The sequence below is a fragment of the Anaerotignum sp. genome (genome assembly GCF_017483025.1).
Lineage (GTDB): Bacteria > Bacillota > Clostridia > Lachnospirales > Anaerotignaceae > Anaerotignum_A.
The window spans coordinates 1-14,931 of sequence record NZ_JAFUMA010000065.1 but is presented as its reverse complement, the minus strand read 5'-3'; the positions used below and the strand labels follow the sequence as shown (position 1 = coordinate 14,931).

Here is a 14,931-nt window from a genome sequence, read left to right as displayed (position 1 = left end):
CTTCCAATTCTCATTATAATAACTGTTAGAAATCAATTACCCTTTGCGGGCGTAGTTCATCGGTAGAATGAGAGCTTCCCAAGCTTTAGAGGTGGGTTCGATTCCCATCGCCCTCTTTTTCCCTCTGGTTTTCCAGAGGGTTTTTTCATATGCAAAGCCAATTTTATTTTTGTCTATTTATATTTTTTTAGAAAAAAACGAAACAGAAGCAAAAAAAGACCCCGAATATTCGAGGTCTTTTCATTATTTTCAATTCTTTTTCACGATTTGGCAGGTATAGGCATTGATAAGATAAGGCTCCGCCTCATCCATCAGATAGATGCGATAGCAAGGCTCCAGAGAAATGGTCGCCATGCCTGTTGCCGCAGTGCTGTTTTCCATCTGGTCATAGCCCAGCTCGATACGGTGGATGGTGGCTTCGCCTTCCTTTTCGCCTTTTTTCCATTCCCGCATAAAGGTCAGCAACGCTTCGTCGGAATAACTGATATCCTGTTTTTCACCACTATATCCCTTTACGGGGCAATAATTGAATTCGATCTCTTTGATGCCATCCTGGGTCACCAGGAAAGAAAAATAATTGGAAAATACATTTTCCCGTTTATAAACACCATAGAAATCCACCCGAAAGCCCTTTTCCTCCTCCGTCACCACAGGCTCATCATAGGTGCCGAAGAAATGCTCTGTCCCATCGATGAATTTTTCCGCCATCCGCTGGGCTTCCGTCTTGCTCAGGCTTCCTTTGCCATCCCCTATGGTCTCGTTCGTCCAGTATCCATAGCCCCCCTGCAGTGTAAGCAGCGCTTCTTTTCCACGATAAATGGTCTGCTCACCTTTCGCAGTGACCGTGGTTTTTTCACTGCCGAAGAACAGACGCTCCAGGGTCTCCTTACTATAGGAAGGGATCTCCACCGCCAGGCGGGACATAGGCGTATGATCCGTCAGAAGATCTGTATACATGGTGATACCATTTTGAGAAAGGACCTCAAAGATGGCACGTTCCTGGGCCGCAGTCATGGTGTTTTCCTGATTTTGTCTGTAATTGAGCCCTGCAAGCACGATATTCAAAAGCACCAGCAGTACGATGACGAATTTCTTCGCATTTCCCCATTCCATGCACATCCTCCTTTCTCAAATCATTTCCCCGCAGCCACGCCGGTCAGGTCTTTTTCCTGATCCGTATCCACAACGAAGGTGTAATCATATAATGTAACGAACCATTTCAGGCGCATACTGCCTGTCAGGTCAACATGATACCCAAGGGAAATATTTTTTACATCGGTGATATCCTTATCCTCCACGACGTTCTTATAGGTCTTGTTTGCATCATCCAATGCATCGATGAACTGGACGTTGATCTGCTCCCTTTTTTCCTCCAGCCGGGTGAAATTTACTGCATAGCGGCGATATTCCTTTACCGCCTGATTGCGCAGGGTCACTTCGATGGCATGGGGCGAACCAATACGGTCTCTGAGAGACTGGGACAGATTCACCGGCAGATCATCCACGGCATAGTCGAAGTAATAGACCACTTCGTTATTGATGGTGCGCTCGATATCCGCCAGATAAATATCCGTATTCAGGGAATTGTCATTTTTCAGGAAATTGCAGCAGATCTGATAGCCTTCCAGCAGCCCTGTCCTCTCTTCTCCGGAATAGCCTTCATAGTTGTAATATTCCAGCACTTTGGTGTCGGGATAATATTTTACTACTGTCTCGCTGTCACTGAACATCACCGTGCCGTCTTCTTCCCGACTGCTCCAGTCCACAGAGAAATTGCGGAAGAAGTTTTTCACTGTATTTTCCAGTGCCGCACGGCTGGCTTCCCCGTCTTTTTCAAAAACATATTCCCTTTCCAGCGCCGCATATTCATAGGGCAGCCATGCCCACTGGGGCAGGAACATATTTCGCCACAAAACAGAAGCACTGGTTCTCTGACCCGTAGAAACATAAAGCATGTCACTGGTTTCCGTAGTCAGGGCATCATAAAGGGCCGTGGAAGATGCTCCGCCTTCCCCGCTGAAAGCCACACATTCATTGGTTTCGGAATTGACAAAATATGCCTGGCTTTCCTCGCCGCTACGGCGGGCAGGAACGATGGTGATATAGTCGAACTGCTCCAGCTTCTGGTTGGTTTTCAATTCTTTATAATTGGTCAGGTATTCCTCTGAAGCGATCATAAAGTCATACTGCATGACGATACAGCGACTGGCAAGGATCTCCTTCCAATCGGCTGTGCCCTTCTGGGGTGTTGTGCTGTTTTGGGACAAAATCTCCCCTAATGCCCTGTTTGCCATATCCAGCATGGCACTATTCCCCACTTCATCGGGATAATAGACAGAAAATGTGCCTTCGCCCTCCCCGACGGCATAGCGCGTCGCCAGAAGGACATCCCCGTCGGCTTCCTGTTTATCGGAAGCGAAATAGTCTGTCAGGGCATAAAAAAAGTTATGGCCGCTTGTTCCTTCCAGCCATAACTCTCCTGTCTGATAAATCGCAGTTATGACCAAAGCAACAATGACAAAATTTGTAATCTTGTATACTTTCATTTGATCTCACCGCTTTTTCTATTCAATTTGATTTTTGGTTTCTTATTTCAGATTCCCGCTCAGGCCGGGCAGCGCGATCATACGCTGCAGCTGGCTTTTGACTGTCTGAGGGATGCGCTTTACGACCGCCTCGGTCTTGCCGCTTTCCCCCGCAACCGTCATTGCGATATAGTTATTGCCTCTTTCCAAGGGAAGGGTCTTGCTGAACAGCCCCATGGAGCCTACCGTGATGGTATCTTTGTAGATCTCCACCATATTGCCAAAACGATTCAGCTTGGAAATGGTAAAAGTTACCTTAGCCCCGGGCTTTGCTTCGCCATAGAGGATACGGCTTTCATCAAAGGTACATTCGACCTCTTCGCTTTCCACACGCAGGCCACTGGTGATATTGACAGAGGATTGCGCCGCAAATGCGCTGACAGGAGAAAAACAGAAGGCTGCCGCCAAAACTAAGCCGACCAGTTTTTTTCTGTATGCTTTCATGCCTGTCACCTCCTCGTATGCTTCGAAAATAATCATCATGCAGAGACACTTCGCCCTGCATAATGATTATACTACTCGAAGGTTACAATTATGTTACAGCATGCTTACAGTTATATAACAAAGATTTCCAGCGAGGAACCAGCGGTAAAGATTCCCATAAAATCAATGCCTTTTGCTGTTTAGCTGTTGCTCTCTTCCCTTTCGTATTCGAGAATGGGACGTTCTTTAGGGAACCACATGGTCATGGTCGTTCCCTTGCCATATTCACTTTCCGCCGTCAGCTTGCCGCCATGGCTTTCCATGATCTCCTTAGCAATGGCGAGGCCAAGGCCGGTGCCGCCCATGGCGCGGCTGCGGGCTTTATCCACACGATAGAAACGTTCGAAAATACGAGGCAGATCTTCTCGGGAGATGCCCATGCCTGTATCCTTGACGCAGATCTTGTAATACTGATCGTCCTCCGTAATATAGATACGGATGGTGGCCTGTTCCAGGCTGTACTTGATGGCATTGGTCACGATATTATTGACTACCTGACCAACACGGTCTCTGTCGCCGTGGATCACAACCATATGTTCATAAGGCTCGAAGGACAGTTCCTGTCGCTTCGCCTCCGCATGGATCTTGTTCTGGCGCACTGTCATATTCAGGAAATCATTCATTTCGATCTCCGTGATATCCAGACGCACCTGTTTATTATCAAAGCGGGTCAGCTGCAGCAGGTCGCGCACCAGGAAGGCCATGCGGTCTGCCTCGCTGTCGATGATGCCAAGGAAATCCATGGCGATCTCCTTATCTTCGATGGCCCCTTCGATCAATGTTTCTGTATAACTCTTTACTGTGGTCAGAGGTGTTCTCAGTTCATGGGAAACATTTGCCACAAATTCCTTACGCATATCGTCCAGTTTCTTCTGTTCTGTGATATCCTGCAGAACCACAACAACGCCTTCCATTTCCCCTGCTGCATCATAATAGGGGGTGAAATTGGCATTGATGAACTGCTTGCCCACGGGGAAAGTGACCTTTTTGGAGGGTTCATTTCCCATATCCAGATAAACAGAAGAATTGATATCATAAGCACGGATGAATTCCGTAAAATTCATTTCCATTTTTTCCACACCCAGCATGCCTGCCGCTGCAGCATTGGCCAGCATCAGCTCGCCATCCTTGCTGAAGGAAATCACGCCGTCACTCATATTGTGCAGCAGGATTTCCAGTCGGTTCTTTTCTCTGGAGATTTCCGACATATTTTTCTGCAGCTCCGAAGCCATATAGTTGAAGCTGCTGGTCAGCTGACCGATCTCGTCGCTGCTGCGCACCTTCAGGCTCTGGTTCATATTGCCTTCCGCCAGGCTCTTTGCCCCTTTGGTCAGGGCAAGGATGGGGCCCGTCAGGGTCTGGGCAAAAACATAACCCATAACGACTGCCAGGAACAAAGCAATGGCAACCGACATAATGATCGTTTGAGTGGTTTCATTCAGGCTGGTCTGCATATCGCTGGCATCCAGTCTGGTATAGATGATATAGGTGGTCTGGGCTTCGGCCGCCCCCGCCGTGACGGGCACCGCATAGCTCATCCATTCCCGCAGCAGGCCAAAGGAATCGGCGCTCTTCTTCTGGGTAGAAAAAGAGGTCATGCCATTCATGGCTGCAATGATGGACTGATCCGTATAAACGGGATAAGGTGCTTCCGTTACCGTGGTAGAGGCAATGGTCTCCCCATCAGCATTCAGGATATTCCCCTGGATACCAACGGCATTGGATACCGTCCGCAGCAGGTTCATCTGAAATTCTTCCGGATCGCCGCCCTCGATCACCTGTTCATTGATTTTTTCTGCATACTGCTCCAGCTGATCTCTGGATTTATCGATCTCGATATTACGAAGGGACAGCAGGATATACGTCCCGCTGACGATCATAACGATCAAAACCAGACCCAGATACATCACAATGAGCTTCCATTTAATACTACGCATTCGCAAAAGCTCTTCCCTCGCTTTTCTTAGCAATCAAAATAGTAGCCTACGCCTCTTTTTGTCAGGATATATGTAGGTTTGCCGGGGTCGTCCTCGATCTTTTCACGCAAACGACGAATCGTAACATCTACCGTACGCACATCGCCGAAATATTCATAGCCCCAAACCTTTTCCAGCAGCGTTTCTCTGGAGAACACCTGCCCCATCTGGGCAGAAAGAAATTTCAGAAGTTCGAATTCGCGTAGGGTCAGGTCGATGATCTTGCCATCCTTGCGCACTTCGTAGCGATCAGGATTCACATCCAGTCTGCCGAAGTTGCCTTCTGCCACCGCAGGCTTTTCTTCCGCCACGGGTTCTTCCCGAAAAGCAGATTTTCGCAGATTTGCCTTCACGCGGGCCATCAGTTCCCTTACGCCAAAGGGCTTTGTCACATAATCATCAGCGCCCAGCTCCAGGCCAAGGACTTTATCCAGTTCTTCCGCTCTGGCTGTCAGCATGATGATGGGTGTATTTTTCTTTTCTCTGATTTTTTTGCAGGCTTCATAGCCATCCATTTTCGGCATCATGATATCAAGCAAAATCAGGTCAGGATTTTCTTCCATGGCCTTTTTCACGCCTTCTTCCCCATCGGCCGCTTTAATGACCTGATAGCCTTCTTTTTTCAGATTGAATGCAATGATTTCGACGATATTCTTTTCATCGTCTACGATCAGAATTTTTCTATCCATTCTTTCCCTCTCCCTTCGGAAAGCTTCCAGTTTTTGTTCCATAACATTATAATTATACTAGAAAAAGACTAAAAAGTAAACAAAACCGCCAGAAAACCAGTATCTTACATCCTTTTCCTTGCCAAATTTAACAAAGAATGATATTTTTATACTGAGAAGAAACTGCCTTACCAAAAGGAGGAATATCCATGAGTATCTTAGGTGCAAAAAATAAAGTCATTGCTGGGGACTACACCGGTGCAAACGTAACATTGGTAAACGGACAGGTAACATTGGCCATCAGCCTGGGCAATATGATCATCCTGAATAAAAAAATGGTAGCAGGCCATGCAGTGGAAAGCGAAGTAAAGGGCAACCATAAGGTTTCCATCACCTTTGCTGACGGCAAAAAAAGCCTGCTGGAACTGGATGATAAGATGTGCAAGGCATTACTGGCACAGTTATTTTAAGCAAAAGAAAGACCTCTCAATGAGAGGTCTTTTATTTTTGTTTCTTACTTCAGTCTGGCTTCCAGTTCAGCTTTCTGTGCTTCATAGCCAGGTTTGCCCAAGAGAGCAAACATATTTTTCTTATATGCTTCTACACCGGGCTGGTCGAAGGGATTCACATCCAGCAGATAGCCGCTGATGCCAACTGCTTTTTCGAAGAAGTAAACCAGAGCCCCGAAGTTGTATTCATCCATCTTATCCATTTCGATGACCATATTAGGCACGCCGCCGTCCATATGGGCCAGCATTGTACCAGCGAATGCTTTGCTGTTTACGAAGTGGATTTCCTTTTCAGCCAGGAAATTCAGACCGTCGCCATCCTGTGCATCGAAGGGAACCAGAGCCGCTGTTTTGGGTTCTTTTACCCACAGCACTGTTTCGAAGAAGCATCTCAGGCCATCCTGAATATACTGACCGATGGAATGCAGGTCTGTAGAGAAGTTTGCTGTTACAGGGAATACACCTTTGTGTTCCTTGCCTTCACTTTCTGCATACAGCTGTTTGAACCATTCACCGAAGGATGTCAGGTGGGGTTCATAGTTTGCCAGGATCTCCACTGTTTTGCCCTGTTTATAGAACAGGTAACGCAGAGCGGCATACTGATAGCAGATGTTTTCTTTCAGGTCGGGATTGCTGTATTCCTTTCTTGCATCCTGTGCGCCTTTCATCACTGCATCCAGATCTACACCTGCTACTGCCATAGGCAGCAGGCCTACAGGTGTCAGAACGGAGAAACGGCCGCCAACGTCATCGGGGATCACGAATGTTTCGTAGCCTTCCTGATTGCACATTTCTTTCAGCGCACCTCTTGCTTTATCTGTTGTGGCATAGATGCGTTTCGCTGCCTCTTCCTTGCCATATTTCTTTTCCAGCATCTGTTTGAAGATACGGAAAGCAATGGCAGGTTCTGTGGTTGTGCCGGATTTGGAAATGACATTTACGGAGAAATCTCTGTCGCCCAGGATCGCCAGGATATCGTTCAGATATGCGGAGCTGATATTGTTGCCCACAAAATAGATATCAGGTGTGTCTTTTTTCAGTTCGTTATAGTAGGGTGTTTTGATGAAATCCAGAGCAGTTCTTGTGCCCAGATAGGAACCACCGATACCGATCACGATCAGCACTTCGCTGTTCGCTTTGATTTTTTCTGCCGCTTTTTTGATGCGGTCGAATTCTTCTTTGTCATAATCTTCGGGCAGGTCTACCCAACCAACGAAGTCATTGCCTTTGCCTGTTTTTTCATGCAGATCTTTGTGGCAGCGCTCCACATCGGCCTGCAGCGCATACACTTCGTCCATGTTGATAAAATCGCCCTGAAGGGAAAAAGAAATACCCATTGGAAAAACCTCCTTTTTTTATATAGCGGAAACTGTCCGGAAAAACTCCCTTTTTTCCTGAGCAGTTGCTCCGCAAACCTTCCCATAACACATCTTTATCTATGTTTCCAAGAAGCATCAGCAAAGATACATTATAGAAAACCTTTCTCTGTATTTATCATCATAACACAAAAAAAGCCGTTGCGAAATCCCTTTTGGGACATTTTTTGCAACGACTTTACATTTTTGTCTCAAGTTGTCTTATTGTGTACCTTTTACAATGATTTCAGGAACTGCTTCCTGAATGATTTCTTTGGAAACTTCTTTTTCTTCGATCACTACGCCATTGACACGGGTGATCTGGATGGTACTCTTTTTCTGGCCTGCCTTACCCTGCTGGATGACCTTCTGATAGCTGGAAGGCTTCGTATCATCATACTGGGTTTCGTACGTCTTCGGTTCTACGGCAGTTAAGACCTGTGTTTCCACCGTCTTCACAGAAACCTTTGGCTTCTGCACAGGCACATTGATGACCTGCCCTACGCGGATGCTCTTGCTCAGGTCGGAACCGGGGTTCAGTTCGATCAGTTTTTCCACTGTCGTACTGAATTCACTGGCGATCAGATACAATGCATCTCCGGACTGGATGGTATAGCTCTGGGTCGCTTCTGTGGTGGATTCCAGGATGGCAACGGCATCTTCCTGTTCCAAGATCTCTGTAGATTCTACAAATTCACTGATGATCTCTACTTTTTCCTGCCAGCCGATCTCTGCATCCTCCGCTACGCCGCCTTCAGGCATCAGATCTGTCTGCACCTGCTTGAGCACTGCTTCCGCTGCTTCCTTATTGGCAAGGATGGCTGCTTTGCCGCCATCTACCGTAATGATTGCCGCTTCTACTTTATAAGTCACCATATTGCGCATCTTGGGCAGCAGATGTTCCATGGTGCAAACGTCTTTTTCATTTTTGCCACCGATATGGACACCTTCCACCTTGATCTCTTCATTGATCTGCACCTTGGAGCCGACGATGCTTTCCAGCTGGCTTTCCAGCGTAGCAGTCAGCTCTTCCGCTGTTACATCTCTGCCTTCCAGGATACCTACCTGTTCTTCTGCGATATAAACGGCGGAGCCATTTTTCCGCACAAACAGGAATACGATAAACAGGATGACCACAATACCGATCAGATACAGCGCATTGCGGTTCAGCTTTTTGCCGCCGCTTTTTCTCACGCGTTTTTTCTGTGGTTCATTCTGCTGATTTCGATTGCTTCTGCTCCCCCTGCTGCCCCTGCCGCTTCTGACAGGCTTGCCGCCGCCATAGGGCACACGGTCGTCTCTCTTCGGGAACATTGTATTGCTATCTGCCAACGGGATTCCCCCCTTATCCTTCAAAAAATGACAAAACTTACTCCATCTTATTTTATGATATCATCGAAAAGATTGCAAGCAAAAGGCGGAAGAAACTTCCCCTGTAACGAAACTGTAAGTTTAAGAAAAGAAAAAGCCCCTTGAAAGGGGCTTGATTTTCTGATCATTTGTTGCGAACAAAACGCAGGATGGATTCTGTCTGATATTTGATATGACCCTGTGCAACAGATGCACCTTCTTCGCTGTCGTGGTTTTCAATGGCACGGATAATGCTTCTGTGGTGCGCCACGATGGTGGACATAGATGTATCATTCTTTGCCTGCGCCATTCTGTAACGATACAGCTGGATACGCAGATTTCTGAACATCTGGATCAGTTTATCGTTTTCTGTTGCATCGAAAATCAGATCGTGGAAATCTTCATCGATATCAACGAAACGTGCCACATCGTTTTCTGCCACTGCGCGTTCAAAATCCACTTCCATGTTTTTCAGCTGCTGCAGAGATTCCTTGGACATTTTTTTACATGCCAGGCTTGTTGCCAGACCTTCCAGGGCGCTTCTGACTTCCAGGATATTCACGATATCCTTTTCGCTCATATCCAGGACCTGTGCGCCTTTTCTGGGCACCAGCTCTACCAGGTTTTCCAGTTCCAGCATACGCAGGGCTTCACGGACAGGCGTACGGCTTACGCCCAACTTTTCTGCCAGCTGATTTTCCATCAGTCTTTCACCGGGGATCAGTTTGCCTGTCAGAATGGCATCTCTCAGCGTATTGAATACAACGTCTCTCAGAGGCAGGTATTCGTTCGTATTGATATTAAATTTTGTTTCAGCCATTTTTATGTTCTCCTCTCAACTCTCGCTGTACCTGATAGATCCTGGTGGCCACAGAATCCTTCAGGGCAAATTCTCTCTTCACCAGGGCAGCTGCTTTTCTCGCCTTTTCCCTATCCTTGAACAAAGCAAATACCGTAGGGCCGCTGCCGCTCATCAGGGCGCCTTCTGCGCCTAATTCCATCAAACGTTCTTTGATTTTCGCAATTTCAGGATGCATTTTGATGGTCACTGTTTCCAGCACATTGCAAAGCAGCTTGCCCATCTTTGATACATCTTTATCTTCCATGGCTTTGAGCATTGCCTGGGTATCGGGATGTTCCTGTACTTCCTGCCAGCGCAGCCCCTTATAGACAGAGACAGTGGAAACGCTCACAGGCAGCTTCGCCAGAACCACATAGCAATTGGGGCAGGGATGCTCCACATTGGTCATCACTTCGCCGACACCTTCGCACAGAACCGTACCGCGGCGCACGCAGTAAGGGATGTCAGAACCCAGCCTGCCCGCCAGTTCTTCCAGCTGTGCTTCGGAAAGGCGCAGATCATAGAGGCGGTTCATCCCCACCAGAACAGCGGCACAATCTGTGCTGCCGCCGGCCAGACCCGCTGCAACAGGGATACGTTTATCGATCTCGATGAAAACGCCGCCTTCGATGCCGAAAGTTTCCCGCATCAGGTTCGCAGCCTTCCACGCCAGATTGCGTTCATCGGTGGGCAGCCAGGGCAGGTTGGTTTTCAGCTTGATCTCGGGCTTTTCCAGCTTCTTCATATAGATGCCGTCATACAGGGCTACTGTCTGCATGATAGTCTCCAGAAGATGGTATCCGTCTTCTCTTTTTCCTGTTACATCCAGTGTTAAATTGATCTTTGCTCTCGCCTTTAATCGTATTTCTCTCACGGTGTGTTCCCCCGTTTTTTCTATACTGTATACATTTATTATGTATATTGTACACCATTTGAAACAAGGGTGCAACCGCCAACTTCCACAAAAAAGGTTTTTTTTGGCAGATTTTGTCCCACAAATCTCTTTTCCAGAGATTCTTTGCGAAAAAGTTTTTCCGCCTTCGCCCCTTGTATTTTAGATATCTATGATATAATAGAGAAAGAAAATTCCTTCCAAAAGGAGGCATGCCTATGTGGGCATTTTATGAAAAAAACAAACAGGCTATCCATGATATGGCACTGCTGCTGGTGGCAGTCCTCATCTGTTTCCTGTTTTTCAAGTATTTATTCGGTATTTTTCTTCCCTTCCTGATCGGGTGGCTTCTGAGTCTTATGTTCAACCCCCTGGCGGACAGGCTGCAGCGCTTCCGTATTCCCCGGGGCATCAGTGCATTGATCGGCATATTGCTGCTGTTCGCCATTCTGGGGCTGCTGGGCTTCTGGTCGGGGACAAGCATCGTAGACAGAGCAAGAGGGATTTCCGATAACCTGCCTTATTATATGGATATCGTAGAAGTACGGCTGCAGGATTTCTGGAAGCAATTCGATGCTTTCCGGGAAAAGCTTCCCGTAGAACTGCAGGCATCCTTTCTGAAATTCCAGAATGATGCTTCCGGCGTGCTGCTTTCCCTGCTGCCAAAGGGCGGCGGCGGTCTGGGCGGCATTTCCGGCTTCTTCATCGGCTTCTTCGTGGCGCTGATCTCCGCTTATTTCTTCACTAAGGACAGAGACCTGATCTCCAGAGAATATCAGGAGCATATCGTATCTCTTTTTGGCCTTTCCATCAACACCACAAAACAGGAATTGAAGGCTTCCGTCTGGGGGTATATCAAGACCCAGTTCATTCTGATGGGCTTTACCTTTACCATCACCATCGTGGCTATGCTGGTAATGAAATCGCCTTATCCCGTATTGCTGAGTGTCCTCATCGCCGTCATCGATTCCCTGCCCTTCTTCGGCAGCGGGTTCATCCTCTGGCCCGGGGCAATCATCCATCTGATGACAGGAAATACCTTCCTTGCCATCGGATATATGGCGCTGTATGGTATCATTCAGGTCATGCGACAGATTCTGCAGCCAAAAATTTTAGGTACACAAATTGGTCTGCATCCCCTGCTGACCCTGTTCTCCATGTATTTTGGCTTTAAATGCATCGGTGTATTCGGGCTGATCCTGGGGCCTATCATCGCTGTGGTGCTGCGGGCATTTTTCCGCATCCGAAATCAGCAAAATCAGGCATAAAAATAACCACCTCATTCGAGGTGGTTTTCTTTTTATAGTATCATCTTAATGCCCCAAAGCACCAACAGATGCAGGGGATAGAATACATAGAAGAAATATCGGGGCAGTTTCTTCGACAGAGCCTCGATCCGCCATTTCCCATCCAGAAAACCAAAGGAAAAGAGGGACAGAATCTGAAGCCATGCCCCTGTGGTAAAGCCGTAAATGGCATTGATGGCCACCTGCCCGTAAAAGCACGTTGTTTCCTTCACCGCATAGAAACCAAAGAGGAAAATCGTCCAGACCCCATACCAGCTAAAACTCATATCCACAAAAACCGAGCCAAACAGCATTACTGCCGCTATCCCTTTTTTCTCCTGCCGCCAGAAATACAGCGCCGCCCCGCCCCAGGCCAGCATGAATAAGGGATTCAGCTGGGTCATATGAAAAAGCATATAATAGATGGGCTGAGAAATAATTGCCGCAAGCAAGATACGTCCAAAATATTTCCGGAAATTACGGGTACAGGCTACCCCCTGAGCAATGCCGAAGGCAAAGAGAGGGAAGGACAACCGCCCGATGGCACGAAAACCGATACTCTGAGGAAAAAATACCACACCGATATGGTCGATGAGCATAGTCAGTGCCGCTATGATCTGGATGAACTGCCGCTGTTCTCTCGTCATCTTGCCTTTTCCCTCCCATTGCTTAGTTCTTATTTCTCAGTTTAACATAAATTCTCAATCTGTACAGGCAGGCAGCCGAAAAATCTTGTACCTTCGCCATTTTTATGCTACCATAACACAAGAAGTGTATACAATCGTATGAATATAGAAGGAGAAAAACTATGAAAATCGGTAGAAACGACCCCTGCTGGTGCGGCAGCGGAAAAAAATACAAATCCTGCCATGCAGCTTTTGACGATAAACTGATGGCATATAAACTGAAACGCGTTCCTGTTCCCAGCCACAAGCTCATCAAAACCCAGGAACAGCTGGAAGGCATTCGCAAAGCAGGCAAGCTGAACACAGAAATCCTGGATATGGTTGCAGAAAACATCAAAGCAGGCATGTCCACAGACGATATCAACACACTGGTGCACAACTACACCATCGAACACGGCGGCATCCCCGCTCCCCTGAATTATCAGGGCTTCCCCAAAAGCGTATGTACATCCGTGAACGATGTCATCTGCCACGGCATCCCCAGCAAGGATGAAATTTTGAAAGACGGCGATATCATCAACGTTGACGTTACGACGATTCTGGATGGCTACTACGCTGACGCTTCCCGTATGTTCATGATCGGCGAAGTCAGTGACGAAGCAAGAAAACTGGTAGAAGTGACAAAAGAATCTGTTGACCTGGCCCTGAAGGAAGTAAAGCCCTGGGGCAGACTGGGCGATATCGGCGCAGTGGTCAGCGAACATGTTTATAAACACGGCTATACTGTGCTGCGTGACATCGGCGGCCACGGCGTTGGCAACGATTTCCACGAAGACCCTTATGTATGCCACATCGGCAAAAGGGGCACAGGCATGCTGCTGGTGCCCGGTATGGTATTCACCATCGAACCCATGGTAAACGAAGGCGAAGAGGATTTCTTCCAGGATGAAGAAAATGGCTGGACCATCTATACAGAAGACGGCTCCCTGTCTGCCCAGTGGGAATACACAGTTGCAGTCACAGAAGACGGCGTAGAAATCATTACACACTAAAAAAATTGACCCTATCCAAACGGATAGGGTCTTTTTTATTTCTCAGCTTGCTCCACTAAAAATCTCGCGACCTTTTCGATCATCGTCAGCCTTACATCGCTGAAGGAATGGTCTGTTTCCAGTGTCTCATAGGCCACATTCCCGCCAATGGAGCGGAGTTTTTCCACCCAGGGCAGGCAATGGGCCTCGGGTGGGCAGGATTCATCATGGGCCGCCCCAAGACAATAAACGGGTCGATCTGCCAGCTTTTCCACCAGGGAACTGATGGCATATTCCGCCTGACATTCAGAAACCTCTTTGAATAATGCCGCAGAGGATGTCCCATTCAGCCACAAGGGGCCGCCTTCAAAAATTTCCATCAGCAATTTTTTTACCTCTGTATCATCAGGAAAAGCCACCACGCCACCCAGATCACAGGGAGTCAGCAGCACGCCGCTTTTCAATTCTTTGTGCCTTGCCAAAAGATGGGACGCCACAAAACCGCCTACGCTATGGCCCACTACAAAGAGATTTTCTTTATCAAAGCCGTAGGTCTCATTGGTTTCGATGAATTCCAGAAGACTCTCTGCATCCTCCAGATCATTGGCATAGGAATAGGCCCCATCGCTGCCCCAGCTGCCGCTATAATGATAGGTCAGCACATGAAAGCCCACACGGCGCAAAGCCTGAGCCAGGTCAAAATTCTTCTCGATGCCGGGGAACCCATGGTTCAGCAAGATCGTAGGATGCACACCTTCCCCGCCTGTACGATAGATGGTCACCAGCAGTCTGCCCCGTTTTCCCTGAATAATCTCTGCCTGCAGATCGGGAGGAAACGGATTCGTCCCCCAGGGGATCTCTTTTGTCAAATATTCTAAGTGCATAAAAACACCACCTTGCATAAATTTCCACACATTTTCTATAGCATAGCATTTTTGTAGAAAATTGCAAGAGAAAAAAGAAAGACCATCGACTTTCGTCGATGGTCTTTTCCGCATTACTGCGGATGACAGGACTTGAACCTGCACGGGCGCAATGCCCACTAGAACCTGAATCTAGCGCGTCTGCCAGTTCCGCCACATCCGCACATCTCAGTGCGCTCAATTATAATAACCCATCGGAGAAGATTTGTCAACACTTTTTTCAAAAAAATGTTTCAGAAAAAATACAAGCTTTTTGACCGAATAAAATAAAAAGACCACCGACTTTTGTCGATGGTCTTTTCCGCATTACTGCGGATGACAGGACTTGAACCTGCACGGGCGCAATGCCCACTAGAACCTGAATCTAGCGCGTCTGCCAGTTCCGCCACATCCGCACATCTCAGTG

14 protein-coding genes and 3 tRNA genes are annotated in these 14,931 nt (G+C 47.6%); 4 read left to right on the top strand and 13 right to left on the bottom strand.

Annotation, left to right across the window (positions count from 1 at the left end; translation table 11 throughout):
- The first annotated feature begins 45 nt into the window (after positions 1-45).
- A tRNA-Gly gene (locus IJ369_RS05460) sits at positions 46-116 on the top strand.
- Between the two features lie 133 nt (positions 117-249).
- Here IJ369_RS05460 and yycI read toward each other — a convergent pair.
- The 5 genes from yycI to yycF all read right to left on the bottom strand — a co-directional run bounded on the left by yycI (position 250) and on the right by yycF (position 5,733).
- Complete coding sequence (yycI, locus tag IJ369_RS05455; RefSeq protein WP_290716942.1) at positions 250-1,113, bottom strand: two-component system regulatory protein YycI; 864 nt, start codon at positions 1,111-1,113, stop codon at positions 250-252.
- A 20-nt stretch (positions 1,114-1,133) separates the two neighbouring features.
- Entirely contained in the window at positions 1,134-2,546 is a 1,413-nt protein-coding gene (locus IJ369_RS05450) for a hypothetical protein (protein WP_290716940.1), read from the bottom strand.
- 42 nt (positions 2,547-2,588) lie between these two features.
- Entirely contained in the window at positions 2,589-3,029 is a 441-nt protein-coding gene (locus IJ369_RS05445) for a hypothetical protein (RefSeq protein WP_290716938.1), read from the bottom strand.
- Positions 3,030-3,208: 179 nt separating this feature from the next.
- Positions 3,209-5,005 (bottom strand): ATP-binding protein, encoded by a 1,797-nt coding sequence (locus IJ369_RS05440; RefSeq protein ID WP_290716936.1) that lies wholly within the window; start codon positions 5,003-5,005, stop codon positions 3,209-3,211.
- A gap of 26 nt (positions 5,006-5,031) precedes the next feature.
- Positions 5,032-5,733 carry a response regulator YycF gene (gene yycF, locus IJ369_RS05435; protein WP_290716932.1) on the bottom strand — a complete coding sequence of 234 codons (702 nt, stop codon included), beginning with the start codon at positions 5,731-5,733 and terminating at the stop codon, positions 5,032-5,034.
- Between the two features lie 188 nt (positions 5,734-5,921).
- On the opposite strand from yycF, the gene IJ369_RS05430 reads away from it, so the two are divergent.
- Positions 5,922-6,182, top strand: coding sequence for a hypothetical protein (locus IJ369_RS05430; RefSeq protein ID WP_290716929.1), 261 nt, complete (start codon positions 5,922-5,924; stop codon positions 6,180-6,182).
- A 44-nt stretch (positions 6,183-6,226) separates the two neighbouring features.
- On the opposite strand, the gene IJ369_RS05425 is transcribed toward IJ369_RS05430, so the two are convergent.
- From IJ369_RS05425 to ispE, 4 genes are all read right to left on the bottom strand, one after another.
- Complete coding sequence (locus IJ369_RS05425) at positions 6,227-7,558, bottom strand: glucose-6-phosphate isomerase (protein ID WP_290716927.1); 1,332 nt, start codon at positions 7,556-7,558, stop codon at positions 6,227-6,229.
- Positions 7,559-7,798: 240 nt separating this feature from the next.
- The gene (locus IJ369_RS05420; protein ID WP_290716925.1) at positions 7,799-8,908 is read right to left on the bottom strand and encodes a G5 domain-containing protein; all 1,110 of its coding nucleotides are present in this window, start codon (positions 8,906-8,908) and stop codon (positions 7,799-7,801) included.
- Between the two features lie 163 nt (positions 8,909-9,071).
- Entirely contained in the window at positions 9,072-9,746 is a 675-nt protein-coding gene (locus IJ369_RS05415; protein WP_290716923.1) for a GntR family transcriptional regulator, read from the bottom strand.
- Entirely contained in the window at positions 9,739-10,641 is a 903-nt protein-coding gene (ispE, locus tag IJ369_RS05410; protein ID WP_290716921.1) for a 4-(cytidine 5'-diphospho)-2-C-methyl-D-erythritol kinase, read from the bottom strand. Before ispE ends, IJ369_RS05415 begins: the two co-directional genes overlap by 8 nt.
- Before the next feature lie 236 nt (positions 10,642-10,877).
- On the opposite strand from ispE, the gene ytvI reads away from it, so the two are divergent.
- Positions 10,878-11,927: a sporulation integral membrane protein YtvI gene (gene ytvI / locus IJ369_RS05405; RefSeq protein ID WP_290716919.1), complete on the top strand. Its 1,050-nt coding sequence runs from the start codon at positions 10,878-10,880 to the stop codon at positions 11,925-11,927.
- A gap of 32 nt (positions 11,928-11,959) precedes the next feature.
- Here the strand turns inward: ytvI and IJ369_RS05400 are convergent, their stop codons facing one another.
- Positions 11,960-12,592 (bottom strand): TraX family protein, encoded by a 633-nt coding sequence (locus IJ369_RS05400; protein ID WP_290716917.1) that lies wholly within the window; start codon positions 12,590-12,592, stop codon positions 11,960-11,962.
- 161 nt (positions 12,593-12,753) lie between these two features.
- On the opposite strand from IJ369_RS05400, the gene IJ369_RS05395 reads away from it, so the two are divergent.
- Positions 12,754-13,623, top strand: coding sequence for a methionyl aminopeptidase (locus tag IJ369_RS05395; RefSeq protein WP_290716914.1), 870 nt, complete (start codon positions 12,754-12,756; stop codon positions 13,621-13,623).
- A gap of 35 nt (positions 13,624-13,658) precedes the next feature.
- Here IJ369_RS05395 and IJ369_RS05390 read toward each other — a convergent pair whose 3' ends face one another.
- The 3 genes from IJ369_RS05390 to IJ369_RS05380 form a co-directional block, all read right to left on the bottom strand.
- A complete protein-coding gene (locus tag IJ369_RS05390) occupies positions 13,659-14,486 on the bottom strand; it encodes an alpha/beta hydrolase family protein (RefSeq protein WP_290716911.1) in 828 nt (275 codons plus the stop codon).
- A 117-nt stretch (positions 14,487-14,603) separates the two neighbouring features.
- A tRNA-Leu gene (locus tag IJ369_RS05385) sits at positions 14,604-14,688 on the bottom strand.
- 147 nt (positions 14,689-14,835) lie between these two features.
- A tRNA-Leu gene (locus tag IJ369_RS05380) sits at positions 14,836-14,920 on the bottom strand.
- Positions 14,921-14,931: the final 11 nt, after the last annotated feature.

What these genes read in the sequence shown, in the direction of transcription:
- IJ369_RS05450 (WP_290716940.1), bottom strand. Translation starts at nt 2,546, where the DNA reads ATGAAAGTATACAAGATTACAAATTTTGTCATTGTTGCTTTGGTCATA.
- yycI (WP_290716942.1), bottom strand. Translation starts at nt 1,113, where the DNA reads ATGGAATGGGGAAATGCGAAGAAATTCGTCATCGTACTGCTGGTGCTT.
- IJ369_RS05415 (WP_290716923.1), bottom strand. Translation starts at nt 9,746, where the DNA reads ATGGCTGAAACAAAATTTAATATCAATACGAACGAATACCTGCCTCTG.
- IJ369_RS05440 (WP_290716936.1), bottom strand. Translation starts at nt 5,005, where the DNA reads ATGCGTAGTATTAAATGGAAGCTCATTGTGATGTATCTGGGTCTGGTT.
- yycF (WP_290716932.1), bottom strand. Translation starts at nt 5,733, where the DNA reads ATGGATAGAAAAATTCTGATCGTAGACGATGAAAAGAATATCGTCGAA.
- IJ369_RS05390 (WP_290716911.1), bottom strand. Translation starts at nt 14,486, where the DNA reads ATGCACTTAGAATATTTGACAAAAGAGATCCCCTGGGGGACGAATCCG.
- ytvI (WP_290716919.1), top strand. Translation starts at nt 10,878, where the DNA reads ATGTGGGCATTTTATGAAAAAAACAAACAGGCTATCCATGATATGGCA.
- IJ369_RS05400 (WP_290716917.1), bottom strand. Translation starts at nt 12,592, where the DNA reads ATGACGAGAGAACAGCGGCAGTTCATCCAGATCATAGCGGCACTGACT.
- IJ369_RS05395 (WP_290716914.1), top strand. Translation starts at nt 12,754, where the DNA reads ATGAAAATCGGTAGAAACGACCCCTGCTGGTGCGGCAGCGGAAAAAAA.
- IJ369_RS05425 (WP_290716927.1), bottom strand. Translation starts at nt 7,558, where the DNA reads ATGGGTATTTCTTTTTCCCTTCAGGGCGATTTTATCAACATGGACGAA.
- IJ369_RS05445 (WP_290716938.1), bottom strand. Translation starts at nt 3,029, where the DNA reads ATGAAAGCATACAGAAAAAAACTGGTCGGCTTAGTTTTGGCGGCAGCC.
- IJ369_RS05430 (WP_290716929.1), top strand. Translation starts at nt 5,922, where the DNA reads ATGAGTATCTTAGGTGCAAAAAATAAAGTCATTGCTGGGGACTACACC.